21 protein-coding genes and 1 pseudogene are annotated in these 25,542 nt (G+C 68.2%); 13 read left to right on the top strand and 9 right to left on the bottom strand.

The window, feature by feature from the left end:
• Complete coding sequence (locus Q9R02_RS03960; RefSeq protein WP_305995362.1) at positions 1–1,704, bottom strand: ABC transporter substrate-binding protein; 1,704 nt, start codon at positions 1,702–1,704, stop codon at positions 1–3.
• Entirely contained in the window at positions 1,701–3,407 is a 1,707-nt protein-coding gene (locus Q9R02_RS03955; protein ID WP_305995361.1) for an amidohydrolase, read from the bottom strand. Before Q9R02_RS03955 ends, Q9R02_RS03960 begins: the two co-directional genes overlap by 4 nt.
• A 174-nt stretch (positions 3,408–3,581) precedes the next feature.
• Here Q9R02_RS03955 and Q9R02_RS03950 point away from each other — a divergent pair, with 174 nt between their 5' ends.
• Both Q9R02_RS03950 and Q9R02_RS03945 read left to right on the top strand, forming a co-directional pair.
• On the top strand, positions 3,582–4,268 hold the full coding sequence (locus Q9R02_RS03950; protein ID WP_305995360.1) for a TetR/AcrR family transcriptional regulator: 687 nt from the start codon (positions 3,582–3,584) through the stop codon (positions 4,266–4,268).
• Between the two features lie 73 nt (positions 4,269–4,341).
• Positions 4,342–5,820 carry a gamma-aminobutyraldehyde dehydrogenase gene (locus Q9R02_RS03945; protein WP_305995359.1) on the top strand — a complete coding sequence of 493 codons (1,479 nt, stop codon included), beginning with the start codon at positions 4,342–4,344 and terminating at the stop codon, positions 5,818–5,820.
• A gap of 113 nt (positions 5,821–5,933) precedes the next feature.
• Here Q9R02_RS03945 and Q9R02_RS03940 read toward each other — a convergent pair whose 3' ends face one another.
• Positions 5,934–9,782 (bottom strand): beta-propeller fold lactonase family protein, encoded by a 3,849-nt coding sequence (locus Q9R02_RS03940; protein ID WP_305995358.1) that lies wholly within the window; start codon positions 9,780–9,782, stop codon positions 5,934–5,936.
• Between the two features lie 312 nt (positions 9,783–10,094).
• Between Q9R02_RS03940 and Q9R02_RS03935 the strand changes: the two genes are divergently transcribed.
• The 6 genes from Q9R02_RS03935 (at position 10,095) to Q9R02_RS03910 (ending at position 15,298) form a co-directional block, all read left to right on the top strand.
• On the top strand, positions 10,095–10,835 hold the full coding sequence (locus Q9R02_RS03935) for a sugar phosphate isomerase/epimerase family protein (RefSeq protein ID WP_305995357.1): 741 nt from the start codon (positions 10,095–10,097) through the stop codon (positions 10,833–10,835).
• Between the two features lie 63 nt (positions 10,836–10,898).
• Positions 10,899–11,309, top strand: coding sequence for an aspartate 1-decarboxylase (gene panD, locus Q9R02_RS03930; protein ID WP_305995356.1), 411 nt, complete (start codon positions 10,899–10,901; stop codon positions 11,307–11,309).
• 210 nt (positions 11,310–11,519) lie between these two features.
• Positions 11,520–12,524 carry an ABC transporter substrate-binding protein gene (locus Q9R02_RS03925; protein ID WP_305995355.1) on the top strand — a complete coding sequence of 335 codons (1,005 nt, stop codon included), beginning with the start codon at positions 11,520–11,522 and terminating at the stop codon, positions 12,522–12,524.
• Between the two features lie 4 nt (positions 12,525–12,528).
• A complete protein-coding gene (locus Q9R02_RS03920; protein WP_305995354.1) occupies positions 12,529–13,518 on the top strand; it encodes an ABC transporter permease in 990 nt (329 codons plus the stop codon).
• Positions 13,515–14,528: an iron chelate uptake ABC transporter family permease subunit gene (locus Q9R02_RS03915; RefSeq protein ID WP_305995353.1), complete on the top strand. Its 1,014-nt coding sequence runs from the start codon at positions 13,515–13,517 to the stop codon at positions 14,526–14,528. The genes Q9R02_RS03920 and Q9R02_RS03915 overlap by 4 nt, the downstream gene beginning before the upstream one ends.
• Complete coding sequence (locus Q9R02_RS03910; RefSeq protein ID WP_305995352.1) at positions 14,525–15,298, top strand: iron ABC transporter ATP-binding protein; 774 nt, start codon at positions 14,525–14,527, stop codon at positions 15,296–15,298. The genes Q9R02_RS03915 and Q9R02_RS03910 overlap by 4 nt, the downstream gene beginning before the upstream one ends.
• A 27-nt stretch (positions 15,299–15,325) precedes the next feature.
• On the opposite strand, the gene Q9R02_RS03905 is transcribed toward Q9R02_RS03910, so the two are convergent.
• Positions 15,326–16,057 carry a flavodoxin family protein gene (locus Q9R02_RS03905; RefSeq protein ID WP_305995351.1) on the bottom strand — a complete coding sequence of 244 codons (732 nt, stop codon included), beginning with the start codon at positions 16,055–16,057 and terminating at the stop codon, positions 15,326–15,328.
• A 73-nt stretch (positions 16,058–16,130) separates the two neighbouring features.
• On the opposite strand from Q9R02_RS03905, the pseudogene Q9R02_RS03900 reads away from it, so the two are divergent.
• Positions 16,131–16,250 (top strand): annotated as a pseudogene (locus Q9R02_RS03900) (IS5/IS1182 family transposase); the annotation flags it as partial.
• A 29-nt stretch (positions 16,251–16,279) separates the two neighbouring features.
• On the opposite strand, the gene Q9R02_RS03895 reads toward Q9R02_RS03900, so the two are convergent.
• Complete coding sequence (locus tag Q9R02_RS03895) at positions 16,280–17,224, bottom strand: GlxA family transcriptional regulator (RefSeq protein WP_305995350.1); 945 nt, start codon at positions 17,222–17,224, stop codon at positions 16,280–16,282.
• 127 nt (positions 17,225–17,351) lie between these two features.
• On the opposite strand from Q9R02_RS03895, the gene Q9R02_RS03890 reads away from it, so the two are divergent.
• Positions 17,352–17,990: an HD domain-containing protein gene (locus tag Q9R02_RS03890; RefSeq protein ID WP_305995349.1), complete on the top strand. Its 639-nt coding sequence runs from the start codon at positions 17,352–17,354 to the stop codon at positions 17,988–17,990.
• A gap of 12 nt (positions 17,991–18,002) precedes the next feature.
• Here the strand turns inward: Q9R02_RS03890 and Q9R02_RS03885 are convergent, their stop codons facing one another.
• Positions 18,003–18,914 carry an SDR family oxidoreductase gene (locus Q9R02_RS03885; RefSeq protein WP_305995348.1) on the bottom strand — a complete coding sequence of 304 codons (912 nt, stop codon included), beginning with the start codon at positions 18,912–18,914 and terminating at the stop codon, positions 18,003–18,005.
• Between the two features lie 19 nt (positions 18,915–18,933).
• A complete protein-coding gene (locus Q9R02_RS03880) occupies positions 18,934–19,788 on the bottom strand; it encodes an SDR family oxidoreductase (protein ID WP_305995347.1) in 855 nt (284 codons plus the stop codon).
• A gap of 93 nt (positions 19,789–19,881) precedes the next feature.
• On the opposite strand from Q9R02_RS03880, the gene Q9R02_RS03875 reads away from it, so the two are divergent.
• Entirely contained in the window at positions 19,882–20,547 is a 666-nt protein-coding gene (locus Q9R02_RS03875; RefSeq protein WP_305995346.1) for a TetR/AcrR family transcriptional regulator, read from the top strand.
• Positions 20,548–20,981: 434 nt separating this feature from the next.
• Here the strand turns inward: Q9R02_RS03875 and Q9R02_RS03870 are convergent, their stop codons facing one another.
• Together Q9R02_RS03870 and Q9R02_RS03865 are read right to left on the bottom strand one after the other, a co-directional pair.
• Positions 20,982–21,881: a universal stress protein gene (locus Q9R02_RS03870; protein ID WP_305995345.1), complete on the bottom strand. Its 900-nt coding sequence runs from the start codon at positions 21,879–21,881 to the stop codon at positions 20,982–20,984.
• Positions 21,878–23,356 (bottom strand): APC family permease, encoded by a 1,479-nt coding sequence (locus tag Q9R02_RS03865; RefSeq protein WP_305995344.1) that lies wholly within the window; start codon positions 23,354–23,356, stop codon positions 21,878–21,880. Before Q9R02_RS03865 ends, Q9R02_RS03870 begins: the two co-directional genes overlap by 4 nt.
• Before the next feature lie 241 nt (positions 23,357–23,597).
• Here Q9R02_RS03865 and Q9R02_RS03860 point away from each other — a divergent pair, with 241 nt between their 5' ends.
• Positions 23,598–24,743 carry a M20/M25/M40 family metallo-hydrolase gene (locus Q9R02_RS03860; RefSeq protein WP_305995343.1) on the top strand — a complete coding sequence of 382 codons (1,146 nt, stop codon included), beginning with the start codon at positions 23,598–23,600 and terminating at the stop codon, positions 24,741–24,743.
• Entirely contained in the window at positions 24,743–25,525 is a 783-nt protein-coding gene (locus Q9R02_RS03855; protein WP_305995342.1) for a GNAT family N-acetyltransferase, read from the top strand. The genes Q9R02_RS03860 and Q9R02_RS03855 overlap by 1 nt, the downstream gene beginning before the upstream one ends.
• The last annotated feature ends 17 nt before the right edge of the window (positions 25,526–25,542 follow it).

Here is a 25,542-nt window from a genome sequence, read left to right as displayed (position 1 = left end):
TCAGCGTCCTCCGATCTGTGCGGCCCAGGGGTAGTACATGTAGTTGATGGACGGGTCCGCGCCGGTGATGCGCTTGCCCAGCCACATGGAGGTGACCGTCTCATAGAGCGGCCCCCAGACCACGTCGTCACTGGCGATCTTCGCGGCCTGCGCGGTCAGCTTGGCGCGCGCGTCCGGGTCCTTGGTGCCGATGGCCTCATTGACCAGATCGTCGTACTTCGCGTTGGTCCAGCCGCCGTAGTTGCTGAAGTCGCCTGTGCGCAGCACGCTGTACATCTCGAGCGGTTCGGTGCTGGAGAGGTACCAGGACGTGATGATCAGGTCGGTGCCCTTGCGCGCCTCCGGGTCGGAGAAGAGCGTGGTGTATTTGTCGTTGGACATGGTGCGGATCTCCGGGACCAGCCCGATGTCCTTGGCGGCGGAGGCGATGGCCCGCGTCTCGATGTCGAACGCGGCGCTCAGCGAGGCCGTGGAGAACACCACCTTCTTGCCCGTGGCGCCCGCCTGTTTCACCAGGTCCCGCGCCTCCTGGAGGTTGTAGTCCAGCGGCTGCAGGTCCTTGAACGCCCCGTCCACGGTGGCCGGCTTGGCGGCGCCCCAGACGTTGCGCGTGGTCAGCGCGTCAGTGGGCCGGGCGTAGCCCTGCTCCGCGGCCTTGATGAGGGCCGGCCGGTTGATGGCCATCATGAGGGCCTTGCGCACCCGGACGTCCTTGAAGGTCCCGGCCAGGTCCGTGAAGACCAGGCTCTGCACGGTGGTGTCCCGGCCGAAGTACAGGTTCCCTGCATCCGTGTTGGCCTTCAGGATGTCCGCCGCGTTGGACGGGATCATGAACGCGCCGTCGATCTCGCCGGTCTGCAGGGCATTGATCCGAGCGCTGGCGTCGGTGAGAATCTTGAAGCTGACGTGCTGCGCCTTGGCCTTGAGCTGCGGGTCCCAGTAGTCGTCGAAGCGGCTGAGGTTCACGCTCTCCCCCGCCTCCCAGGAGTCGAACTTGAAGGGCCCGGTGCAGTTCACGCCGGTCTCCGAGTTGCCGTAATCCTTGCCGTCCTTGGCCAGGGTCTTGGCGGACTCCACCACGCCGGGCGCGCCCACCAGGGCGGAGTTGAGGGTGTAGTCCGGCTTGGCCAGGGTGATGGTCACCTGGTCCTCGCCGGTCTTGTCGATGCTCTCCACGTTCTGGAACGCGGAGGCCCAGAAGGAGCCGACCTTCTCATCCAGGTGCCGGCGCAGGGAGGCCACCACGTCGTCCGCCGTCATGACGGTCTCATCGTGGAATTTCACACCCTGACGGATGGTGTAGACCCAGTGCAGCGGGTCCGGGTTCTCCACCTTGGTGGCCAGGCCCGGGGACACCGTGAGGTCCTTGTTCCAGCGGAGCAGGGATTCGCAGACGTTGGAGAGGATGGTGTTGTCCGGGTAGTCGAAGGCGTAGGCGTAGTCCAGGGAGAACGGCTCCGCGTACATGGCCCAGGAGAAGCCGTTGATGTCCTTGGTGGGCGCCGGGGACGTCTCGCTCAGCGTGAACTTCGCATCCCCCTCCCCCGCGGCGGTGCCGATGCGGCCGCAGCCGCTGAGCGCCAGGACGCCGACGACGGCGCCGGCCACGAGTGCGGTGACCTTGCGGCGGGTGGCGTGCCGCTGAGCGGTGCCGCGCGGCGTCGCCGTGCGCGCTGTCGTCGTATCCATCCTGTGCGCGTTCATGCGGCACCGTCCCGCTGGTAGACGCGCTCGCCGTCGATCCAGGTCTCGTCCACGCGGACCGTGTGGATCTCCGAGGCCTGGACGGCGAAGACGTCGCGGTCCAGGATGACGAAGTCGGCCAGCTTGCCGGGCTCCAGGGTCCCCGTGAGGTGGTCCAGATGGTTCACGTAGGCGGTGCCCTGCGTGTAGGCGTCCAGCATGGCCTTCACACCGAGCTTCTGGCGCTCCGGGCCCAGAGGCCCGCCGTCCGCGCCGGGTGTCGTACGGTTGACGGCCACGTGCAGGGCGGCGAGCGGGTCCGCCGTGGAGACGGGCCAGTCGCTGCCGGCGGCCAGACGGGTGCCGTGCGCCGCCAGCTCGCCGAACGGGTAGTGGTGCTCCTCCGCGTCCGGTTCCAGGAACGGCAAGGTGAGGTCGTCCAGCTGCTCCTCGTGGCAGGCCCAGAGCGCCTGGAGGTTGGCGGTGGCGTCCAGTGCGGCGAAGCGCGCGGTGTCCTCCGGGCGGACCAGCTGGAGGTGGGCCAGGTGGTGGCGGTTGGCGCTCGCGTGGTCCCCGCCGTTCACGCTGCGGGCCCGCTCCACGGCGTCCAGGGCGTCGGTCACGGCCCGGTCCCCCAGGGCGTGGAAGTGAACCTGGAAGCCGTGGGCGTCCAGGGCCGCCACGAAGCCCTTCATCTCCTCCGCGTCGAAGAACTCGATGCCGCGGTTGTCCGTGTGGTGGCCGTGGTGGTCCCGGTACGGGTGGTGCATGGCGGCGGTGAAGTTCTCCGCCACGCCGTCCACCATGACCTTGACGCTGCCGGCGCTCAGCCGTTCCGGCGCGGCGGCACGGGCCACCTCCTCGCGGCGTTCCAGGATGCCGTCCAGCTGGGCGGTCCCCGCGGTGCGGTCCCACCACTGGCAGATCCGCACGCGGACCTTGAGGTCCCCGGCCGCCGCCGCGTCCAGGTAGACCTTCAGCGAGTCCGCTCCGCCGTCCTGGGGGACGGCCACCCAGGCGTCCTGCCAGGCAGTGATGCCCTGGGAGAGCATGAGGTCCTGCGCCTTGAGGAGCCCGGCGTAGGCGAGCTCGTGGGGCACGTCGGGCTTGGCCTCATTGAACAGGTCCATGGCCCCCTCGTGCACGGTGCCGGCCGGGGTCCCATCCGCCCCGCGTTCAAAACGCCCGGACTCCGGGTCCGGGGTGGCTGCCGTGATGCCGGCGAGCTCCAGGGCCTTGCTGTTGACCCAGGCGCCGTGGTGGTCCCGGTTCTGCAGGAAGACCGGGCGGTCCGGGACCACGGCGTCCAGAAGGCCGCGGGTGGGCGTGCCGCCGGGGAACCACTCCATGGACCAGCCGGCGCCCAGGATCCAGGGCTCCTCCGGGTTGTCCTCGGCGTAGCGGCGGACGGCGTCCACGGCGGCCTCCGCGCCGTCCACGGAGGTGAGGTCGCACTGCAGCAGTTCGACGCCGGCGAACACCGGGTGCATGTGCGCGTCCTGGAAGCCGGGGACCACCAAACGGCCGCGGAGGTCGATGCGGCGGATGCCGCCGTCGCTCTCTGCACCGGGCTCTGGATCTTCACTCACCAGCGCCGCGAGCTCCTCCGGGGTGCCGACGGCGACGATCTCGCCGCCGGAGAGGACCAGGCCTCCGGGACGGGGGCCGTCCTCAAGACCGGTGTAGATCCATCCGTTCTCCAGGATGGTCTGGACTGCTGCCATGAGCTCCTCGAATCTGTGGCTGTGGCGGGGACTGCCTTGAGACTATGATCTGGCTCACAGTTAAGTCAACGGCGTTGACATCACTTCTGACATTCTCCCTGACAACCCCTTTGCGCCGCCCCGGCGCTCGTGTACCGTGAGTCCGGAATCGTCGGATGAAAGAGGGGTTGATAGATGGCACAGGCCGCGCAGCAGAATGACCGGCGCGCGCGCCTGGACCCGGACACCATCGTGGATGCGGTGCTCCGGCTCTCCCGCCAGGAACCCACGGAACGACTCACCTTCCGCCGCTTGGGCGTGGAACTCGGGGTGGACGCCACCGCCGTGTACCGGCATTTCCGCAACCGGGACGCCATCGTCCGGGCGGCCCTGGACCGCCTCTTCGGCCTCGCCGTGGAACGGACCCAGTCCGGCGGCGGCCGCCAGGCCTGGCGCACCCGCCTCGAGGCCTACCTGGACGAGCTCATGACCGTCTTCATCCAGCACCCCTCCCTGGGCAGCGAGGCCTTCGCCACGGACACCTACGGGCCCGGGGAGCTGCAGGCCATCGAATTCGTGCTGGGCTGCCTCACGGACGCCGGACTGCCGGAGGAGCGCGTGGTGCACTACTACGCGGCGCTGGAGAGCTACACCCTGGCTCTCGGCGCAGGCATCGCCCTGGAGATCCAGCGCCTGCCGGACTCCGCCGGGCACGACCCGTGGCTCAACCCCCGGGTCTTCACCGCCCTGGGCGGCCACCCGCTCCTGGAGAAGCACCGCACCGCACTCACCCGGCTCGACTCCCTCGGCACCTTCCAGGCCGGCCTCGCCGCGATCCTGGACAGTGCAGAACGGGACAGCACCCTCTCTGCGACTACTTGAGTGCTCAGTAGTGGCGGGTTCAGGGCCAATCAACCCACCACTTGTGAGCACTCAACGCCAGAAAGGCATTGCTTTGTATCAATACATTGATGGCGCACTCCGCGCCGGGACTTCCGGCGAGAGCGCCGACGTCATCAACCCCGCCACCGGCAAGGTCACGGCCACCGTGGAGCTGGCCGGACTGGAGGATCTGGAGGCGGCCGTCGCGGCCGCCCGCCGCGCCTTCCCGGCCTGGTCCCGCACCACGCCCGGGGCCCGGTCCGCGATCCTCCAGCGCTTCGCCCGGATCCTGGAGTCCCGGGCCGAGGAGTTCGCCCAGGTGGAGAGCTCGCAGACGGGCAAGCCGCTGCGCCTGTGCCGGGAGTTCGACGTGCCCGGCACCATCGATAATGTGGACTTCTTCGCCGGCGCCGCACGGAACCTGGAGGGCAAGGCCATGGCCGAGTACTCCGGGGAGCACAGCTCCGCGATCCGGCGCGAGGCGATCGGCGTGGTGGGCTCCATCGCCCCGTGGAACTACCCGCTCCAGATGGCGGCGTGGAAGATCCTCCCGGCCATCGCCGCGGGCAACACCGTGGTGCTCAAACCCGCCGAGATCACGCCGCTGACCTCGGTCCTCTTCGCACAGGCCCTCACGGAGGCCGGGCTGCCGGACGGCGTGGTGAACGTGGTGGTGGGCCGCGGCCCCACCGTGGGCGCGGCGCTCATGCGGCACCCGGACGTGGACATGGTCTCCTTCACGGGCTCGACGGCGGTGGGCCGCACGGTGCTGGAGGCCGCCGCGGTGAACGCCAAGCGGGTGCACCTGGAGCTGGGCGGCAAGGCGCCCTTCGTGGTGTTCGACGACGCCGACGTGGACGCCGCCGTGCACGGCGCCGTCGCGGGCGCACTGATCAACTCGGGCCAGGATTGCACCGCCGCCACCCGGGCGATCGTGCACCGGAGCCTCTACGAGGAGTTCGTGGCGAAAGTCTCCGCCCGCTTCGATGCGATCGTGCTGGGCTCGCCGGAGGACGAGGGCGCGGACCTCGGCTCCCTGTCTTCGTTCAAGCACCGGGACCACGTGGCCGGCATGGTGGAACGGGCGCGCGGCTACGCCCGGATCACGGCCGGCGGGTACGCACCCACCGAGGGCGCTCTGGCGGACGGCGCCTTCTTCCGCCCCACCGTGGTGGTGGACGCGGCGCCGGATTCGGAGATCGTGAAGGACGAGGTGTTCGGGCCGGTCCTGGCGGTGCTGCCGTTCGACACGGATGACGAGGCCATCGCCCTGGCTAATGACACGGTGTACGGCCTGGCGGCGTCCGCCTGGACACGGAGCCTGACCCGCGCGCTGCGCGCCACCCGCGAGATCACGGCCGGCTGCGTGTGGGTCAACGACCACATCCCGATCATCTCCGAGATGCCACACGGCGGCTTCAAGCAGTCCGGCTTCGGCAAGGACATGTCCGCCTACTCTTTCGAGGAGTACACGCAGGTCAAGCACGTGATGTTCGAGCTCGGCGGCCTGGTGGAGAAGGACTGGCACCGCACCATCTTCGCGCTGCGCTGACCCTGCACTTCTCGCCCGGCCCGCACAAAAGCTGAGGCACGACGCCGGAGGTTCGCTCCGGCGTCGTGCCTCAACTGTGTTCAGCGCTGTTCAGCGCGCTTCAGCGACGGCCGCTACTTGCCGTCACCGTCCGGGTCAGCGGCGGTGACGGCACCCAGATTGTGGGCGGGAGCCGGCATGGTGCTGTCCGCGCCGCGCATGGCCTGCCAGATCTCCTGGTTGAGCTTCTGCGCGTCGGCCTGGTCCGGGTGGCCGGCCATCTGCTCCGGCGTCATGACCGTGGAGTGGTTGACACTCGGAGTCAGGGACGGGCTGCTGGCGGTGGCCGGGGCGGCCGCCATGAGCGGCGTTGCGGCCGGGGCGGGGCTCAGCGGGGCGGAGCTGCCGCCGGACGGTGCGGCGAACGCGGAGGAGATCGGGTAGGAACCCACCGTGATGGGAGCGCCGACCACGCCGGTGGCCGTGGCGATCGGGAAGAGCTTCCCGGCGCCGGACCTGGTGGCGTAGACGGTGGCGTCGTCCGCGCCGAGCATGACGGAGGTGATGGAGTCGCCCACCGTCCACGCGGCCTTGGCGGTCCGGGTGGCGACGTCGATCGGCGTCACCGTGTTCGCGCCGGTGTCCGCGACGTACAGCGTGGCGCCGTCGTGGGAGAGGACCATGTTGAACGGCGTCTGCCCGGCCGCAATCGGCGTACCGACGGTGCCGGTGGCCAGGTCCACGGGGAGGACACTGTTGGCGCCCATCTCCGAGATGAACGCGGTCTTGGAGTCCGGGGTCACCACCACACCGAACGGCTGGCTGCCGGTGGTGACGGTGCTGCGCACGGCACGGGTGGCGGCGTCGAGGACGCTGACCGTGTTGCCGCTCTTGTTCGCCACCACCACGGACGCGCCGTCCGGGGTCACGGAAAGGTTCTCCGGGCCGGCGCCCACGGCGGTCTTGCCGAGGGACGCGCCGGTGTCCGTGCTGAAGGCCTCCACCGCGTTGTCACCGTACTCGGACACCCAGAGGGTCTTGGAGTCCGGGCTGACGGCCAGGCCGGCCGGGACGGAACCGGTCTTCAGGGTGGCGATCACGGCGTCCGAGGCCACGTCGATCACGCTGACGGAGCCGGAGTTCTGGTTGGCCACGTAGGCACGCTTGTGGTCCGGGCTCACCACGACGGTGCCGGGGTTGGCACCCACGGGGATGTCGGCGAGCTTCTGGCCGGTGGACAGGTCCACGGCGCTGACCGTGCTGCTGGAGAAGTTGGCCACGAACGCCTGCGGGATGGTCGCCACGCGCGGATCAGGCACGACGGCGGCCAGCTTGGTCTGCGCCGTGCCGGTCATGGAGCCGGAGATCGCGTACGGGACGGCCAGGGTGAGCATCTGCTGACCGGGGGCGGCACCGGCGGGAACGGTGACGGTCCAGGAGGTGGTGGCCGTCTGACCAGGGGCGATGTCATTCAGCGGCTGCTGTGCGTCCGGGGTGGCGGTCCAGCCCTGCGGCAGGCCGAGGGTGGCCTTGCTGCCGGAGAAGGTGGTGTGGCCGGTGTTGCTGACCGTGGCCGTGACCTTGGAGGACGCACCGGCGGCGAGCACCGGGTTCGGCATGGACAGCGTCAGCGAGGGTGCCGCGACGGCGTCGTACGGCGTGCTGTTCGCCGTCTTGCCGAAGGAGTAGATCATCGGCATCGCGGCGGCGTCGTACTGGGACATCGGCTGCACGCCGAGGAAGAGCTCCATGGTGCGGAGCATGGAGACCTGGCTGTAGAAGTGGGAGTCCACGGTGCCGGTCTGGGTGTACGGGCTGATGACCAGGCCGGTGGTGCGGTGGGCGTCCACGTGGTCCGGGCCGCCCTGGGCGTCATCCTCCACCACGAAGATGGCGGTGTCCTTCCAGAACTGGGAGTGGGACACCTCGTCCACGATCTTGCCGAGCGCCAGGTCATTGTCCGCCACCAGCTGGGCGGCGGTGCCGGCACCCGCGGTGTGGTCGCGGGGCAGGTCGATGAACTGCATGCTGGGCATGGTCCCGGAGCTCTTGAAGCCCTGGAAGTCCTTGTTCCAGATGTCGAAGCGCTTCTGGTCGCTGACGCTCATGTCGAACCACGGGTAGTCGTGGTTGGTCTGGGCGTTCAGGATCGGGTCATGCGCGCAGAAGCCGGTGGTGCACTTGACGGGCTCCGCCGCGTCGATCTCCCGCGGCGGCACCACGAACTGGCCGAAGTTACGGAAGGAGACATCCTTCTGGGCCAGCTTGTCCCAGAGGTAGGCGTGCTCCGGGTCCGGTCCGGCGGCAGCCACATAGGGGTGCTCGCCCTCGGAGTCGTACTGGGATCCGTTGCCGGCGTAGCCCTGGGCGGTGCCGGTCTCGTTGTACGGGTTGGAGCTGGCCTGAGTGGCCCACTGCCAGCCGTTCTGGCTGACCTCGCCGTCGGCGTAGAGGTTGTCCAGGGTGACGAACTTGTCCGCCAGCTTGTGGAGGTTCGGGGTGACGTCCTTGCCGAAGATCGCCAGGGACGGATCGCCGTTGCCCTTGGGCATGTCACCGAACACCTGGTCGTAGGTGCGGTTCTCCTTGACCACGTAGATGACGTGCTTGATGGGTGATGCCTGGCCGGGGGTGCGCGGCACAACAGTACCGGGACGGCCCTGCTCGCCCTGCTGACCCTGATTGACCGCGCCGCCTTCACCGTCGACGCCGTTGTTGCGGCGGACCTGCTGCGTGAACTTCGCCAGCTGGTCACCGTCGGGGGTGGGGACCACGGTGACGAAGCCCTTGAGCTGGCGCTCGATGTAGGGGTGGTTGTTGCTGTTCGCCGGGTCGGTGCCCTTGTTGGGGCCGGTGCCGAGGCCCTTGGCACTGGCGATGAGGAGGCGCTTGCCGTCCTTGCTGGGCGCCACGCCGGTGGGATACCAGCCGGTGGGGATCAGGCCCTTGACCTTGCCGAAGCCGTCCTCGCCACTGACGTCCAGGACGGTGACGTCGTTATTGCCGCCGGCGGTGACATAGAGGGTCTTGGTGTCCGGGGAGAGTGCCAGGTTGGTGGGCTGGGTGCCGCCCGGGGCGCCCTGGTACGGGGCCACGGACAGGGTGTGCTGGACCTTGCCGGTGCGGGCGTCCAGGACGGAGACGGTGTCGTTGTCGCCGTTGGAGACGTAGATCCGCTGGTTTTTGGTGTCCAGGAGCATGTTGTTGGGGTGGGTCCCCACGGTCACGTCGGCGCCCTTGGTCAGGGTCAGGCCGGCCACCGTGAAGGTGCTCAGGGTGTTGCCGCCCTGGTTGCTGACGTAGGCGGTGCCGCCGTCGGCGCTGAGGATGACGCCGAAGGGGTAGTCACCGGTGGGCGCCGTGGCGGTCTGACCGGTGGCGACGTCCACGGCGATGAGCTTCCGGGAGAGCTGGCCGGTGGCGTAGACGGTCTTGCCGTCCGGGGAGACCGCCACGGTCTGCGGGTAGCTGCCGGAGGGGAGCTTGAGGGAGCGGTTGACGCTGAGCTTGTGGGCGGCGGCGTCCCAGTCCAGGACCAGCACGGCGTTCTTGTTGGCGGTGGCCAGGTAAAGCTGCTTGCCGTCCGGGCTGAAGACGGCGCCGGGGGCCACACCCTGAGGGGTCTTACCGTCCGAGCCGTTCAGTTCCAGCTGCTGGAGGAGGCTGCCGTCCTGGGAGGAGAGGACCTGGACGGTCTGCTTGCCGTTCTCATCCACCACGATGTTGGGGACCACCACGGCGGAGCCGTCCGGGGAGGTGACGGTGTTGGCGGGGAAGTATCCCGCGGCGCGCTGGTCGCCGGCGGGGGTGACGGCCCATCCGGCAGGGGTGATGCCGGTGCCGTCGGCCTGGGGTCCGGCGTGCTGGGTCAGGGCGAGTCCTGCGAGGGCGGCGGTGCCGCCGACCGTCAGACAGGCCGCCGTGCCGAGAGCGACGGCGGAGCGCCGCCACCAGGGTCTGCTGGGCTTCTGGGGGGATTCCATGCTTGTCCTCACTGTGGGGCAGGCGTGCGGTGGGCGGCCTGCCGGGGAAGGGTGCCGGGCCGAGGGGGACGGCCCGCCTCAACACTCTTCCCGGCGGCCGATTCCGACATGCCGGAGTCCACACCGCTGTATGTACAAGTTCACGGAAGGTTCACCGAATTTGAACGAGGTTCACCTGGGCCGGTCACGCACGAACAGAAGTGAACTCTCGATTCGGCGGAATGGCTGCGATCCAGCTCACAGGCGTGCGGGAATGTGCGGATCACGCTGTCAAGACAAGACGGCCCGAGCGCTGCTGGCTAGCCTGGAAGCATGAGCATCACCCTGGGCCTGTGTTCCGTCACCTTCCGGCAGCTGGACGTGGACGGCGTGCTCGCCGCGGCCGCGCGGGCAGGCCTGGAGGGGGTCGAGTGGGGCTCGGACGTGCACTGCCCGGATCCGTGGACGGCCGGGAAGGTCCGGGACGCGACGCGCGATGCGGGGCAGAGAGTGCTGTCACTGGGGTCGTACTACCGGGCCGAGGGCGGCGGGGGTTTCGAACCGACGCTGGATGTGGCGCGGGCTCTGGGGGCGCCACGGGTCAGGGTGTGGGCCGGGGCACGCGGCAGTGACGCTTCCAGCCCGGCCCACCGGACTGAGGTGATCCGCAATCTGCGGGAGACGGCCGACGCGGCCGCGCCCGGCGTCGTCGTCGCACTGGAGTATCACCGCAACACGCTGACGGACACGCTTGATAGCACGCTTGAGCTACTACGGGAGGTCGGCCGGGAGAACGTGGGGGTGTACTGGCAGCCGAACGTGGACCAGCCCGACGACGACGCGCTGCGGCACCTGCGGGCGCTGCTGCCCTGGCTGCGGGGCGTGCACTGCTTCTCCTGGTGGCCGTTCGACGCGCGCCTGCCGCTGGAGGCACGGGAGGGGCTCTGGCGCGGGGCGATGGAGGTGCTACAGGAGGCCGGGAAGCCGGTGGACGTGATGTTCGAGTTCGTGCCGGAGGACGCGCCGGAGGCCCTGGAGCGCGACGCCGGATGGCTGCGGGAGATTCTGAGCTGATCCGGTCGGCTGACCGGGCCGGCCGATCCGGAGGCGCGGCGATCGGCGTAGACTTGAGGCGCTATGTTGCGCACGATGTTCAAGTCCAAGATCCACCGGGCCACGGTCACGCACGCCGATCTCCACTACGTGGGTTCGGTGACGGTGGACCTCGACCTGCTGGAGGCGTCCGACATCCTGCCGGGCGAGCTGGTGTCGATCGTGGACGTGACGAACGGGTCCCGTCTGGAGACGTACACGATCGCCGGCGAGCGCGGTTCCGGGGTGATCGGGATCAACGGCGCCGCGGCGCACCTGGTGCACGTGGGCGACACCGTGATCCTCATGAGCTACGGCCAGATGACCACGGAAGAGGCCAAGGCGTTCGTGCCGAGCGTGGTCCACGTGGACGGCGCGAACCGCATCATCCAGCTGGGCTCCGACCCGGCCGAGGCCGTGACGGCGGGGTCCATCCGCCCGCCGCACGCCATCTGAACTCTCCCCGCCTCCCCTTCCCCGAAACGTCACTTAATCGCAGTGCCGCGCGCTGCGACTGCGATCAACTGGCGGCTCGATGCGGGGCACTTGGCCCACCCATGACCTCGGCCACTTAAGTTGAGGTAAGCCTTACCTTCCTATAGCGTGTGTTTTTGGCGCATAACGAAACATTTTTGTTGCCTAATCACTCGCACTTGGAGGAACGCTTTGTCACGTTTGAAGACCCTCGCCACGGGAACGGCCCTGGTCGCAGCACTCATCGGGCTCTCGGCCTGCGGAAACACCGAGGGCACCAAGGCCGCGGACGGCGCCGCCGCCACGGTCTCCATCCAGACCAACAACGGAGCCATGGACGTCAAGACCAAGCCGGCCCGCATCGCCGCCCTGGACAACACCTCGTTCGCCACCCTGAAGGCCTTCGGCGTGCAGCCCGTCGCCGTCGCCAAGCCGCTCCTGCCCAAGGACGGCTACCAGGACTGGGCCTCCAACGCGGACATCAAGGATGCCGGCAGCCACCGTGAACCAAAGTTCGAGAACATCAGCGAAGCCCAGCCGGATCTGATCATCGGCGGCTACCGCTTCGCCAGCCACACGGAGAAGCTCAGCAAGATCGCCCCCGTGGTGGACATCGCCCCCAGCGACAAGGACGGCGCCTCCTACCTGGACGGCCTGAAGAAGCAGACCCTCGCCCTGGGCGACATCCTGGACAAGAAGGAGACGGCGCAAAAGATCGTGGCTGACCTGGACTCCGCCATCGCGGACGCCAAGAAGGCCACCCACGGCGAGACCGTCTTCCTGGCCAACTCCTCCGGCGGCACGATCGACAATGGCGCCGGCCGCATCGGCACCCTCCTGGACGGCGTCAACCTCAAGGACGTCTTCGCTCAGGACGACGGCAAGCTGAAGTCCGACTCCGTCCACAACAATTCCGGCCTCTCCCCCGAGACCGTCGCGGCCGCCAAGCCCGAGTGGATGATCGTCATGGACCGTGACGCCGCCGTCACCGAGGCCGGCAAGGAGTACAAGCCCGCCAAGTCCGTCATCGAGGGCCTCGGCAACGTCTGGAAGGACACCCCGTTCTTCGCCAAGAACCAGATCGTCCACCTGCCCGCCGACTTCTACCTGACCGAAGGCATCCAGGCCTACACGAGCGTCTTCAAGGACATCGCCACGGCCTTCAACGGCGCCTCGTCCAACGGCGCTGCCAAGTAACGCGGTGACTTCACGCCTTTTCAGGACGGCGACGGCGGCCGCCGTCGCCGTCCTGCTGCTCGCCTCCCTCCTGGTGGGCGGCTACGACATCTCGCTGCCGAAGCTGTTCACCGACCCGGCCGCGCAGGAGATGTTCTGGCTGTCCCGCGTCCCCCGCACCCTCGCGCTGGTCTTCGCGGCGGCCGCCATGAGCATCTCCGGTGTGATCATGCAGATGGTCACCCAGAACAAGTTCGTGGAGCCGAGCACCGCCGGCACCAGCCAATGGGCCGGGCTCGGCATGCTCGTGGTGCTGCTGATCGCCCCGGAGGCCACCCCCGTGGTGAAGATGCTGGTCGCCACGGGCTTCGCCTTCCTGGGGACCTGGCTCTTCCTGGCCATCCTGGACCGCATCCGGCTGCGCTCCTCCGTGGTGGTCCCCCTGGTGGGGATCATGCTCGGAGCCGTGGTCGGCGCGGCCACCACCTACCTGGCCGGGACCTTCAACCTCATGCAGGCGCTCACCGCCTGGCGTTCAGGCGGTTTCAGCGGCATCGTGCAGGGCTTCTACGAACCCCTCTGGATCGTGGCCGGCATCGCCGTGGCCGCCTTCCTGGTGGCCGATCGCTTCACCGTGGCCGGCCTGGGCCAGGACATGGCCACCGGCCTGGGCCTGAACTACCGCCGGGTCGTGTTCCTCGGCGTCATCATGGTGGCCCTGGCCACGGGCGTCACCAGCGTCGTGGTCGGTTTCATCCCGTTCCTCGGCTTGATCGTGCCGAACATGGTCTCCATGATCCTGGGCGATGACCTCCGCCGGAACCTCCCCTGGGTGGTCGCCGCCGGCGTCGCGCTCCTGCTCGCCTGCGATCTGATCGGCCGCGTCCTCGTCGCCCCGATGGAGATCCCCGCGTCCGTGGTCCTCGGTGCGCTCGGCGCCATAGTCTTCATCATTTTGCTGCTGCGCGCCCAGCGGACCGCGGCGGCCCCCGCCCTGGAAAGGGAGCGCGCATGAGCACCACCCTCTCCCCCGTCGTCGCGCCTCCCACCGCGGAGGCACGACGACGGCGCGCACCGCTGCGTCCCGCCGCGCGCCTGGCGCTGATGGCCGCGGCCGTGCTGCTCGCCGTCGTCGCCTTCCTTTTCCTGTTCATCCGCGGCTCCTTCTGGTTCGCGATGGACGGGCGCCTGTCCATGCTGGCGGCCATGGTGATCGCGGCTTTCACGCAGGGCGTGGGCACCGTGGTCTTCCACACGATCACGGGAAACCGCATCCTGACGCCGTCCATCATGGGCCTGGATTCGTTGTACACCCTGTCCCAGACAGTGATGGTGTTCGTGTTCGGCGGAGCGGCCGTCGCGCAGCAGGAGGGCATCGGGAAGGTCCTGGCCCAGACGGCGCTCATGGTGGTCTTCGCGACCGTCCTGTACCGCTGGCTGTTCTCCGGGAGGAACGGCAGCCTGTACATCCTGCTGCTGGTGGGAGTGGTGTTCGGCCTGGCGTTCGACTCGATCGCCGTGTTCGTGCAGCGCATGCTGAACCCCACGGATCATGATCTGCTCTCCGCCAAATTGTTCGGCCGGATGGGGGACGTCAACGTCTCCCACCTGCCCGTGGCGTTCGGGGTGTGTGCCGTGGTGGCCGTGCTCTTGTGGTTGCGGCGCTACCGGCTGGACGTGCTGCTGCTCGGCCGGGATACGGCCCAGAGCCTGGGCGTGGATCACAAGCGCGAGCTCACTCTGATGCTCGTCCTCGTGTCCGTGATGGTGGCGTTCTCCACGGCCCTGGTGGGGCCCATGACCTTCTTCGGCTTCGTGGTGGCCACCTTGGCGTATCAGCTGACCGGCAGTCACGAGCATCGCTTCGTGATGCCCATGGCGTTCCTGCTGGGATTGTTCACGCTGGTGGCGGGGCAGTTCATCATGCAGCACGTGTTCTACGCGGCGGGCTTTCTGACCGTGATCATCGAATTCCTGGGCGGCATCGTGTTCCTGGTGCTGCTCCTGCGGAAGGGGCGGGTGTGATCTCTTTTTCTGATGTGACCAAGAACTACGGCGAGACCCGGGTCCTCGGCCCCGTCTCCGCGACCATCCCGCGCGGCGGGGTGACCAGCCTGATCGGGCCCAACGGCGCGGGCAAGTCGACCCTGCTGACCATTCTGGGCCGGCTCTCCGAGGCTGACTCGGGGGCGGTGTCCGTGGGCGGCCTGGACGTTCGCCGAACGGATGGGAAGGGCGTGAAGAGCTCCGAACTGGCCCGCACCGTGGCGATCCTGCGGCAGGAGAACCACCTGGCCGCCCGGCTGACGGTCCGGGATCTGGTGGCGCTGGGCCGATTCCCTCACTCGAAGGGGCGGCTGACGCCTTCCTGCGTGGAGGCCGTGGACTCCGCGCTGGAGTTCCTGAACCTCACGGAGTTGCAGGACCGGTTCCTGGACCAGCTCTCCGGCGGGCAGCGGCAACGCGCCTTCGTGGCGATGGTGCTGGCGCAGGACACCGACTACATCCTGCTGGACGAGCCGCTGAACAATCTGGACATGAAACACGCGGTCCTCATGATGAAGCAGCTACGCCGGGCCGCGGACGAGCTGGGCAAGACCGTGGTGCTGGTGATCCACGATGTGAACTTCGCGGCGGCCTACTCGGACCGGATCCTGGCCCTGCGCAACGGGCTCCTGGTCCACGAGGGCACGGTGGAGGAGACCATGACCGCAGAGGTCCTGAGCAGCGTCTTCGACACCCCTGTCACGGTGCACACCATCGGCTGCCATCCGACGGCGGTGTACACGCACTGACGGCCTGTTCCCTTTGCGGCCCCGCCCTCAGCGGTACTCGGGGTTGGCGTCGTAGCCGAACCGCTCGCCGTCGTTCCATGCGCCTCGCAGGTTCCCGTACGCGGGAAGCCCGCCGGCGTCCTTGAGACGCCGCGCGGTGTGCAGGAGGTTCCAGGTCATGAAGGTGGTGTTGCGGTTGGTGAAGTCGCTCTCCGGGCCGCCCGAACCCGGGTCCAGGTAGCTGGGACCGGGCCCGATGGCGCCGATCCATCCGGAATCCGCGGCCGGTGGGATGGTGAAGCCGATGTGCTGAAGGCTGTACAGGATCGACATGGAACAGTGCTTGACCCCGTCCTCGTTGCCGGTGATGACGGCGCCGCCGGTCTTGCCGTAGTAGACGTACTGGCCCTTGCTGTTGAACAGCCCGCTCATCGAATAGAGGCGCTCAATGAGCTTGCGGGTGATGGAGGAGTTGTCGCCCAGCCAGATCGGGCCGCCCACCACCAGGATGTCCGCCGCATCGACCAGCGGCCAGATCTCCTCCGGCCAGGCATCGGTGGCCCAGCCGTGCTCACGCATGTCCGGGTAGACGCCGGTGGCGACGTCATGGTCGATGAACCGGACCGTGTCCACGGTGACCCCCTGGGCGCGCATCAGGGCGATTCCGCGGTCCATCAGGCCCTGGGTGTTGCTGGGTTCCGGACTGGGTTTGAGGGTGCAGTTGATGAACACGGCCCGCAGGTCGTCATAGCGTGCCGGAGGCTGGGTTCGCTGCGTCATGCCGCGAGCCTACGCCCGGGGCCGGGGTCCGGCGAGGGTCATGTCAGAACTGAGATGAGATTCAGCTCAGCGGTGGGCGATCAGTGCGGACTCCACGGTCAACCGTGCATATCAGCACGCGATCGGCCGCTCGCGCGGTGGACTGAGGACCAAAATCCACCATCGCCTCGATGGGCACGGGCTTCCCCTGGTCGTGCACGTCGGGCATGATTCGATCCTCCCTCAGTCCCGCACTGTCGTCGCGAATCGCTGCCGGTATACGCTCGGCGGCATCCCCAGGAGACCGACGAAGGCGCGCCGCATGGTCTCCGGATTCTGGAAACCTGCGCGCACCGTCGTCTTCGCAACCGTCTCACCCCGCAGCAGCAGCGCTTTCGCGATCTCCACGCGCACCTGCTCGACGTACTTCGCCGGGGTCATGCCGATCTCCGCGAGGAACAGCCGTGTCAGGTGCCGAGTGCTGACACCGGCGATCCTCGCCAGGTCCGCCGCGCTGGAAGGGGCTGCGGGGTGGGCGGAGACGGCCTCGATCACGCGCCGCACGCTGTCCCGAGTCCCTCGCGACACGTCGAGCAACGCGGAGAACTGGGATTGGCCGCCGGGACGCTGCATGTACACGACCAGTTGCTGAGCGACCCGGCGAGCCAGGTCCGCCCCGTGATCGGCCTCGATCAACGCCAGCGCCAGGTCGATACCGGAGGAGACCCCTGCCGAGGTGTGCAACCCCCGATCCTGCACAAAGAGCGCGTCCGGGAGCACGTCGGCAGTCGGGCAGATGCGGGCGAGGAGCGCGGTATGCGCCCAGTGCGTGGTCGCACGACGTCCGTCGAGAGCGCCCACCGAAGCGAGGAGGAACGCGCCCGTGCAAATCGAGGCGATCCGATCACCAGTGCCGACGAGCATTCGGGTCGCATCGCGCAACGCCTGCGGAATGGGTGCACTGGGCAACGCATCCCCACCGGGGATGATCACGGTGTGCGCGTGCCGGATATCGCTCGCTGCACCACCGACCTCGAGACGTGCGCCGATCGACGTCTCCACGGCCCGCCCGTCCGGCGACACGTATCTGAGTTCGTACGCCGCGCCCCCGCGAGCGGCTTCCGCGAAGACTTCGGCGGGCCCGGCGACGTCGAGATGCTTTATCCCGTCAAAGACGAGGAAGACCACGGCATGACTTGCCATGCACCATGGTGTCCATATTCGTGGGATTCATGTCAATTCAGACACTGGTCTCGCTCCGTTCCCGCCGCGATCCTTGAAGGGAATCACCCCGACACCGCCATCAGGAGGCACCATGCCCGAAACGATCGCCGGGATCACCATCCCCGACACCGCCCTTGTCCGCGACATCACCGACTACATCCGCACGCAGGAGGACGACCTCCTGTTCCACCACTCCCGCCGGGTGTTCCTCTTCGGCGCGCTGATGGGACAGCGGCGCGGACTCGACGTCGACCTCGAACTCCTCTACGCCGGTGCTATGTTCCACGACCTCGGCCTCACCGACGCCTTCCACGGTTCGACTCTCCGGTTCGAGGTCGACGGAGCCAACGCCGCCCGCGACTTCCTCGCCGACCGCGGGGTCGACGCGGATCGCACCGCCGCCGTCTGGACCGGGATTGCGCTGCATACGACGCCGGGCGTGCCCGAGTTCATGGTTCCCGAGGTTGCACTCGTCACCGCCGGTGTCGAGACCGACGTGCTGGGCATCTGGTATCACGCGATCACCGAAGCGCAGCGGGAGGACATCACGTCCGCGCATCCCCGGCCCGACTTCAAGGACCGGATCCTCGCCGCGTTCACGGAGGGAAACAGGCGCCGCCCTGAAACCACATTCGGCAACGTGAACGCCGATGTGCTCGCCCACTACATGCCCGGCTACGAGCGGAAGGACTTCGTCCAGATCATCCTCGACAACCCCTGGACCGAATAGGTCGCCCAACCCTCACGGCAGCTCCGGCGCCCCGGTCAGCTCCCGGGCGACGGCCCAGAGCGATGCGGCGTAGTCCGGACCACGGCGCGCCGAACGCGGGATGCCCAAGCGCGTGGTCGGGCCAGTGAGTGTGCGAGCGGGTCCGTAGTACTCGCCCTGTCCCGCGGCCGCGTCGACGGCGGCGAACAGGATCGGCTCCGCGCCCTGGCTGACGTCCTGTGAGGGCAGGAGGGTGCGACGCACGGGCGGTCGGGCATCCTCGGCCGTCCGCGCGAGATTGCCGCCGGCGACCTGGAGGTTGGTGCGAGTGTACCCGGGGTGCGCGATCGTGGAACGCAGCCGCCACCTGCGTTCACGTGCGGTCGCCGCGAGGTGGAGGCCCACGAGCAGGTTCGCGAGTTTGGACTGCCCATACGCCGCCCCGGGACGATAGCGCTGCCGCCAGTGCAGATCCTCGAAGTGGATCTCGCCGCGGTGGGCGACGAGGCTCGACATCGTCGCGACCCGTCCCTCCGGAGCATCGAGCAGCCGCGGCAGGAGCAGGTTCGTGAGCAGGAACGGTCCGAGGAAGTTACTGCCGAACTGAAGCTCGAACCCGTCTGCCGTCTCGAACCGCTTCGGCGGGGTCATCACACCCGCGTTGTTGATCAGCACATCCACCGGCGCGCCGTCGGCGGTCACCTCGGCGGCGAACGCCCGCACGCTCGCGAGGTCCGCGAGGTCGATGCGCTGAAGTTCGAGTCGGGCATCCGGATTCTCCGACAGAATGCCCGCCCGAGCAGTTTCGCCCTTCTCAAGGGATCGCACGGCCATCACCACTATGGCGCCTGCAGCGGCGAGACGTGTGGCCGTTTCCCGTCCGATGCCACTGCTGGCCCCGGTAACGACGATCCGTCGCCCAGCCTGATCCGGTACCTGGTACATCGATTCCCTCCTTCCCCGGTCAGTTCGCGGCGACCGGCTGCGGCATCAGTGCGTTCCACAGCGGGCTCGCCTGTGCGCGGTTGCGGGCGCTGAGCTCCTGGAAGTACCAGTCCTGCCCCAGCAGCTGTTTCACCCGCGGGATCGCCTCTCCATCCGGCCCCGAGTAGTAGTGCACCTTCTGGCGATCACCGTCGACGACCATCCTGAACATCACCTCGGCCGTGCCGGCCGGGTCCGAGCGCACCGTGTTGAGCGTGTTGAAGACGTCCATCGAGTCCACGTAGTCGGCCGGGACGTCCTTGGCGGTGTCAACCTTGCTAAAGATCCTCGTCATGTGGTTCCCCGGATGCAGCGCCTTCACCTGCACACCGAACTCGGCCATCTCCGCATGCAGCCCCTCAGTAAGCGAGGCGACCGCTGCCTTGGACGCCTGATAGTTCGAGGTGTACGGGAACCCGCCATCGGCGCTGATGGAGCTGACGTTCACGATGACGCCGGAACGCTGCTCACGGAAAATCGGGAGGAACGCCTTGTTCAGCGCGATCAGCCCGAAGACGTTGGTCTGGAACTGCCGATGCACTTGATCCATCGTCGTCGCCTCCAAGGGGCCGGCCTGGAAGTAGCCCGCGTTGTTGATGAGGGCATCCACCCGTCCGAACTGCGCGAACGCGATCTCCCCGAACGCGAGATCCGCCTGCTCGTCATCGACATCAAGCAAAAGCGTCTTCACACCTTCGATGCCGCCGTGGGCGCCGAGGTCGGACTCCTTGCGGACGGTCGCGACGACGTTCCAGCCGGCGCCAGCGAATCGTGCGACCGCGAGGCGACCGAATCCGCTGGATGTCCCGGTGATGACAATGGTCTGCGTGCTCATGACGATCCCTCTTCCTATTGTTCGGCGGCTTCGACATGAGTTAGTACAACATGGTTTCATTAATAACGCAACGAGGTTGTATAGGATGGATCCATGGTGAGCCCGGAGTTTCAGCGCGCCCGCAGCCAGGACGCGAAGCAGCAGCGGCAGGAGGCGATCCTGCGATCCGCGGAGGCTCTCGCCCGCGAACATGGGGTGCGGGCGGTCACACTGACCGATATCGCCGGCGGCGTCGGAATGCACAAGTCCGGCATGCTTCGCTACTTCGAGACCCGCGAGGAGATCTTCCTGCATCTCGCGCGCGACGCATGGGCCGAGTGGGCCTCTTCGGTCGAGCAGCAGCTCGACGAAGCCGCGCCTCACGGTTCCAGCGCGGTATCCACGGCTCAGGTCCTGAGCTCGAGCCTGATCGCTCGCCCGCTGTTCTGCGACCTGCTCGCTCACGTCCCGCTGAATCTGGAACGCGGAGTCTCGGCCGAAAGCGTTCGGGAATTCAAGATAGCGGCGATCACCGCGGCGGGAGCCGTGGCCTCAGCGCTGCAGCGATGCCTCGGCCTGGCCCCAAACGCGGCGTGGAATACCGTCTCCACCGCGACGGCGATGGCTGGCGCGCTCTGGCAGATGGCTACTCCCGGCGCAGACATCCGCGCCCTCTATGAGAGCGATCCAGACCTCGCGCACGCGGTCGTCGAGGTCGAACCACGCCTCACCGACATCCTCACCGCGCTCATCGACGGGTACACACACACGAGGAACTAGGGCGTCTCTTTAGCCGTTTGAGCCAAAGGGTGATGGCTCGGAGGACGGCTCCGCCACGGTAGGTGAGTGCGAGCTTGTCGCGGCGGGTGGCGAGGCCGCGCCATTGCTTGCTTTCGTTGACGGCGCGTTCGACGGCGGTGCGGCCCTTGTAGTCCTGGATGTCGTAGCTGACCGGTCTGCCGCCTTCAGAGCCTCGGCGCACGACGCGCAGATGTTCCATCAGGACCGGGAACATCGGCGCATCGTGCGCCTGGCCGGAACCGCTACACAATGTCCTCCAGCACCCGTCGATGATCCTGAAACGGCCACCCACCCTTGCCCGAGGCAACCGGCATCAACGGCTCAATCCGAGCCACACGGAATCCGAAACAGACCGAGCACCCGACACCCCTCAATCCCGTCAGCGATCAACCAAACCAGTTAAGAGACACACCCTAGGCGCCGATCGCCATGCCCGGGACGATCACCGTGGGAACCGGCGCATTGCGCAGGATCTTGGCGGCGCTGGATCCGAGGAAGACGCGCGAGACCAGGTGCGTCGCCGACGATCCGACCACCAGGATGTCGCCATCGGCCCAGTCGAGCCCCTGGACGGCGGTGGCCCAGTCCTCCCCCTCCACCAGCTGCCGTTGGAGCTTCTCACCGGTGAAGCCCTGTCCGGCCAGGTACTCCTCGGCCTTCTTCAATGCGGCGGCCGCGTGGCTGCTCCAGATCTTGATCACCTGGGTCTCCGAGTGGCTGATCGGCGCGGTGACCGGGCGGCGGGAGGGGTTGACCACGAAGGTGACCAGCCGCAGCCGGGCGTTGGTGCGGCGGCAGATCTCCGCAGTCTTCTCCAGCAGCGACCAGCTTTCGTCGTCGTCGCGGAACCCGACCGTCACCCTGGCGACGGGCGCGTTGCTCCGGTACCCGCGCGGCGCCACCGCCACCGGGATGGTCGCGGAGTGGACCAGCCGGTCCGTCTTGGAGCTGAGGCGGATCCGCCCCGGCTCGGCGTCCTCGCTGGAGCCGACCACCAGCATCCACGCCTCCTGCCGCTCCGCCTCATCCAGGAGCGCCTGCGGCACCGAGCGGGCGCTGACCCAGCCGGCGGAAGCTTCCACCGCGGGGTGCTCCGCGAGGTCTGCGCGGGCTTGCGCCGTGGCCGTCTGGCCCTCCTGCTCGGCCCAGGCCTGGTACTCCCGGTCCGTTCCACTGGCCGCCGGCGTCATCCATCCCTGGGGGACCACGGAGACCACGTGCACCGGCTGCGGTTCGGAGAGGGCGAGCTGACAGGCCAGCTCGACGGCGCTGCGGTCGTGATTGCGGGGACCGTACCCGACGAGGTAGGTCACACCTCGTCCAGTTCGCGGATCGGCTCGGCGATCTCCTCATCCGAGGTGTACGAGTTCAGGGTGGCGTTCTTACGGCCGTAGACGAGGTAGCCGATGAAGACGAGGGCCAGCCACGTTCCGCAGATGATCCAGGTGACCGGCTTGAGGCTGAAGAGCACGTACACGCAGGCGATCACCGTCAGGATCGGCACCACCGGGTAGCCCGGCACCTTGAACGGCCGCTCGAGTTCGGGGTAGCGGCGGCGCAGCACGATCACGGACAGGGCCACCGTGCCGAAGGCGATCAGGGTGCCGAAGGAGACGCTGTCCCACAGGTAGTCGGCGGGGACGAAGCCGGCGATCGCGGCGACGATCAGCGAGACGAGGACGGTGTTGAACACGGGCGTCATCGTCTTCTGGTTGACGTGCAGGAAGCGCTTGGGGAGCAGGCCGTCACGGGCCACCGAGAACAGGATGCGGGTCTGACCGTAGAGGAGGACCAGCGTCACGGAGAACACGGAGATGACGGCGCCGGCGGCGAGGACGGTGCCCCAGAGCGGCGTTCCGGTGACTTCCTGGAGGATCTTCGCCAGCCCGGCGTCCCCGTTTCCGGGCTCGGAGAACCAGGACACGGGCTTCGCGGCAAGGCCTGCGAGAGCCACCAGGATGTACACGGCCGTCACGATCACGAGCGCACCGATGATCGCGCGCGGGATCGACTTCTGCGGGTTCTTCGCCTCTTCACTGGCGGTGGAGACCGCATCGAGTCCGATGAAGGAGAAGAAGATCGTGCCCGCGGCGCCGCTCACGCCGGCGGCGCCCATGCCGAAGAAGTTCGAGAAGTGGTCAGCGTTGAACGCCGTGAACCCGATGGCGACGAACAGCAGCAGCACGCCGAGCTTGATGCACACCATGATCGCGTTGACTGTCGCCGACTCGGACGCCCCGCGGATCAGCAACAGCATGCACAGCACCACGAGGAGGACGGCAGGAAGGTTGACGATACCGCCCGTGGCCGCACCGTCCGGGCCGGCCAGGAACGTGACCGAGAGTTCGGTGGGCAGCTCGAACCCGAAGAGGTTGTGCAGCAGCTCGTTGAAGTAGCCGCTCCACCCGACTGCGACGGCGGAGGTGGCGATGCCGTACTCCAGGACCACGCAGCCACCCACGATGGCCGCGACTCCCTCCCCCAGGGAATGGTAGATGTACGAATAGCTCGACCCGCTCACCGGGATCGATGCTGCGAGCTCCGCGTAGCACAGGGCGGAGAGCCCGGCGGTGATGGCCGCGAGGATGAAGGATAGGATCACGGCGGGGCCGGCCGTGGGGACCGCCTCATTCAGCACGAAGAAGATGCCCGTGCCGACGGTCGCGCCCACACCGAACATCATCAGCTGGAAGGTCCCCAGCCTGCGCGGAAGCTCCTCCCCCAAGTGATGCTTGTGCTGCAGGATGATCGGTTTCCTGCGCAGCAGTTGTTCTCTTAGGGCGGCCATCTCGGCTCCTTCATCTTCGCCCGGTCCACAGTGACCGGCACCTTATCAAGGGTCCCGCGTGGCCGGGGCCGGAATGGTGCGTGGCATTGATCACGTATCCGGCATCCCGGACAAATGGCCCGTGGAGGCAAATTCATACCGGAAACCGAAGCCTGGCGGCTCATTTCGTCGGATCCGACGAACCAGAGGGAATCCCCCGCCGGGAGGATGGAATGACCACCCCATCGACCGAGGAGCCCTCATGCCCACCAGCACAGCACCAGGCACACGGAACGGGGTGCTCGACGCCGAGGCGATGGTGGCCGACATCCTGGAACTGCTGCGGTGCGAATCGCCGTCCGGTGACCATGCCGCCGTCGCACGCAGCGCCGACGCCGTGGACGCCCTCGGCGCCCGCTGCTTCGGTGAGCGCGCCGAACGGATCGTGCTCGACGACGTCACTCACCTGCGCTGGCGCTTCGGCAGCCGCCCGCGAGTGCTGGTCCTCGGCCACCACGACACGGTGTGGCCCCTGGGCTCCCTGGAAAGCCACCCGGCCGCCGTCGTGGACGGCCGCCTCACCGGACCGGGCTGCTTCGACATGAAGACGGGAGTCGTCATGGCCGTCCACGCCATCGCGTCCCTGGACTCCCGGGACGGGGTCACACTGCTGGTCACGGGCGATGAGGAGCTGGGTTCACCGAGTTCCCGGAAGCTCATCGAGGCCGAGGCCCGCGAGTGCGCCGCCGCGCTGGTGCTTGAGGCGTCCGGTCCGGGCGGCGCGCTGAAGACCGAGCGCAAGGGCGCCTCCCACTATGAGGTGCGGATCCACGGCAAGGCCGCACACGCCGGCCTTGAACCGCAGAACGGTGTCAACGCCACGCTGGAGATGGCCCACCAGGCGCTGGCCGTGACCGGCATCGGCCGCCCGGAGACCGGCACCACGGTCACGGTGACCACCGCTTCATCCGGCACCACCTCCAACACCGTCCCGGCCGAGGGGCGGTTCGCCGTCGACGTCCGCGCTGTCACGGTGGCGGAGCAGGAGCGGGTGCATCGCGAGATGACTTCACTGACGGCCCACTTCCCGGGCGCCTCGCTCGAGGTGCTCGGCGGCATCAGCCATCCCCCGCTGGAACGCGACTCCTCGCAGGACCTCTTCGAGCGGGCACAGCGCCTCGCGGAGGAGCTCGGGCTGGGGCCGCTGGACCAGGTCGCCGTGGGCGGCGCGTCGGACGGCAACTTCACCGCCGGCGCCGGCACCCCCACCCTGGACGGCCTCGGCGCCGTGGGCGGCGGAGCCCACGCCGACGACGAACACGTGCTGGTGCAGCAGATCCCCGCCCGGACACGGCTGCTGTCCGCCCTGCTCGGCGAGCTGCTGGCCGCACCGGAAGGAGCCCGGTGATGACAGCGCAGTCTCTCCGGGCAGCCCAGGCCGACGCCGCGAGCGCCGCCGCACGGTCCGGCGTCGTGGTCCGCGAGCTCGAGGACATGCGCACGCTCACGGCAGTGCAACGGCTCTACGAAACCGTCTGGAACACCGGCCCCACGGGGACCCCCGTCACCGCCGATTTCCTGCGGGCCCTCGCCAAATCCGGCAATCCGGTGTTCGGCGCCTTCGACGGCCAGGACCTGGTGGGCGCGTGCTTCGGCTTCTGCTCCCCGCCGGCCACCGGCAATGTCCACAGCCACATCGCCGGTGTGCTGCGCAGCGCCCAGGGCCGCAGCATCGGCCTGGCCCTGAAGCTGCAGCAGAGGGCGTGGGCGGTGGAGGCCGGGCTGCGGACCATGACCTGGACCTTTGATCCGCTGATCAGGAGAAACGCCGTTTTCAACCTGGTCAAGCTCGGCGCTGAGCCGGTGGAATACCTCAACGACTTCTACGGGCAGATGGACGACGACGTCAATCGCGACGACCCCAGCGACCGGCTGCTGGTGCGCTGGTACCTGGACCGCCCGCTGCCGCAGCGCTCAATGCCGGGAAGCGGAGGGCCGGCAAGCGGCGAGCAGCCGACGACGGCGCACCGCGTCGCCGTGCCGGAGGACATCGAGGCGATGCGGCTTCAGGACCCCGTCCGGGCCGCCGCCTGGCGGCTTGAACTGCGCCGCGAGCTGGTCGGCCGCATGGCGGACGGCGCCCGGGTCGCCGGTTTCGACCGCGCCGGGCACTATCTGCTCGAACCGTAGCCCAGCACCATCCTCAT

This window comes from Arthrobacter horti, assembly GCF_030731045.1.
Taxonomy (GTDB): domain Bacteria; phylum Actinomycetota; class Actinomycetes; order Actinomycetales; family Micrococcaceae; genus Arthrobacter_E; species Arthrobacter_E nanjingensis.
The sequence above is the reverse complement of the archived record's forward strand: the minus strand, read 5'-3'. Positions and strand labels throughout refer to the sequence as shown.